The sequence below is a fragment of the Nitrospira sp. BLG_2 genome, from assembly GCF_049222245.1.
On the sequence record NZ_JBLYIG010000328.1, the window covers coordinates 1 to 2,168 of the forward strand.

Annotated in this window: 1 protein-coding gene and 1 pseudogene; one reads left to right on the forward strand and one right to left on the reverse strand. The window is 53.5% G+C overall.

Annotation, left to right across the window (positions count from 1 at the left end):
- A pseudogene (locus tag ACOSYY_RS09110) lies at positions 1-1,653 on the reverse strand (HsdM family class I SAM-dependent methyltransferase); the annotation flags it as partial.
- A 232-nt stretch (positions 1,654-1,885) separates the two neighbouring features.
- On the opposite strand from ACOSYY_RS09110, the gene ACOSYY_RS09115 reads away from it, so the two are divergent.
- Entirely contained in the window at positions 1,886-2,116 is a 231-nt protein-coding gene (locus ACOSYY_RS09115; protein ID WP_421661954.1) for an RH3 domain-containing protein, read from the forward strand.
- Positions 2,117-2,168: the final 52 nt, after the last annotated feature.

Sequence of the window (2,168 nt, forward strand, 5' to 3'; positions counted from 1 at the left end):
AACTCAGGTGGGGGCCAGGACCGAGCTGACTGGCAATGCGATCAAGCAAGTTGGCCAAAGGCTCCTCGTCTTCATCCACGCAGACGGCATGGAATGCGCTGAGAGACTTCGCATCCAGATCTACTCGCAGCCGAAGCGGCCGTTCGACCGTCACCTTCCAATAACCGAACGCCTCGTTGGGGAAGATCTTCGATTGCTCAGTTTCCTTGAAGCCGATGAAGGTGTCGCAGATGCGCTGGATATCATCATCCGACAGCTCGCAGTTCTTCTTACCGAGGTTCTTGCGAAGCGGTTTGAACCACTGAGTGGCATCAATCAACTGCACCTTCCCCTTGCGATGATCCGGCTTCCGATTCGTCAGCACCCAAATGTAGGTGGCGATGCCGGTGTTGTAGAACATGTTGAGGGGCAAGGCGACGATGGCTTCGAGCCAATCGTTCTCAATGATCCAGCGGCGAATGTTGCTTTCCCCTTGTCCCGCGTCCCCCGTGAATAACGACGAGCCGTATGTACTTCCGCAATTCGGCTACCGAGCTTGGTCTTATGCTTCATCTTCGACAGCATGTTGGCCAAGAACAACATTTGGCCGTCGCTGGATCGCGTGATGAGCGAATACTCGGCCTCTCCTGCATGCTGAATCACAAAGCGCGGGTCTTTCATGCCTTCCTTGCCACCCATGCGTTCGAGATCACTCTTCCAACTTTTGCCGTACGGTGGGTTCGACAGCATGAAGTCGAATTCACGTGAAAGAAATGCATCGTTCGCCAGTGTGGAGTGCTCCGGCCCACCGACGATGTTGTCTGCCGCCTCGCCTTCACCCTTCAACAGAAAGTCCGCTTTTGCGATGGCGTAGGTTTCGGCGTTGATCTCTTGCCCATAGAGATGCGTGGCCACCTTCTTCTTATGTTCGGTCGCCAGTTGCTGCAGCGTCTCTTCTGCTACCGTGAGCATGCCACCTGTTCCACAAGCCCCGTCATAGAGCAGATAGGTGCCGGACTGAATCTTGTCGGCGATGGGCAAGAAGATCAGCTTCGCCATGAGTTTCACGGCGTCGCGCGGCGTCCAGTGTTCGCCCGCCTCTTCGTTGTTCTCTTCGTTAAATCGCCGGACCAGCTCTTCGAAGATGGTCCCCATCGCATGATTATCAAGACCCGGATGTTTCACCGATCCATCAGGGTTCTTGACGGGATTGGGGCTGAGATTGATGTCCGGCGAGAGAAACTTATTGATCAACGTGCCAAGGGCGTCAGACTTAGACAGGCGTGGGATCTGATTGCGAAACTCGAATTTTTCGAGAATGTCCTGGACATTTGGTGAGAAGCCATCCAGGTACGCCTCAAAGTCGGCTTTGAGTTGCTGCTGACTTGATCGTGCCTTGAGGTCCCGAAGTGTGAGCTTTGACATGTTGTAGAATGCTTGATCTGCGGCTTGCCTGAGTGCCTGATCTTGGTGAACGATCTTGGCCTTGTTGAGAGAGGCTTTCATATCGAGGACTGCTTGTTTCGTCGGCTCCAACAACGCATCAAGCCGCCGTAAGACCGTCATGGGGAGGATGACATCGCGATACTTTCCTCGCACGTAGAGATCGCGTAGCACATCGTCCGCGATCCCCCAGATGAAGTTTGCAATCCAGTTCAGATCACTGTTGCTCATGCCTCAATCCAGTTTTAAGCAGATGACGATATACCGAAGAATTAGGTAGCCAGCGCGCGCAAGAATACCGGCTTTCGAAGAAGCGGACAATAGGGCGGGAAGAAGTGACGCGCTTCGACGTGCGTAAGAGAGACGTTAGGAGTTCATCATGGTCAAGCCGGAGCAGGCAAGGATGGAGACGTTTTAACATAATGATGATAAAATGCTCAAACGCCATAAGGGAGGACCGCCCATGCCATCGGACACTCGCACCACAATATATTTGAAACCGAAAGTCTATCGGGCCCTCGAGGTCAAAGCCGCCACCACAGACCGGTCTCTTTCCGACTTGGTCAATGCCGCCGTGTTGGAATCCCTTCGAGAGGATGCCTTGGACCTGGAAGCGTTTGATCGCCGGGCGAAAGAGCCAACCCAGGCGTTTGAAAAAGTGTTCAAGAAGCTTAGGTGTGGTGGAACTCTATGACGCGACTCCCCTTGTCGAAATGATCAAGATAGGAAACCGATGCACGGTCAAT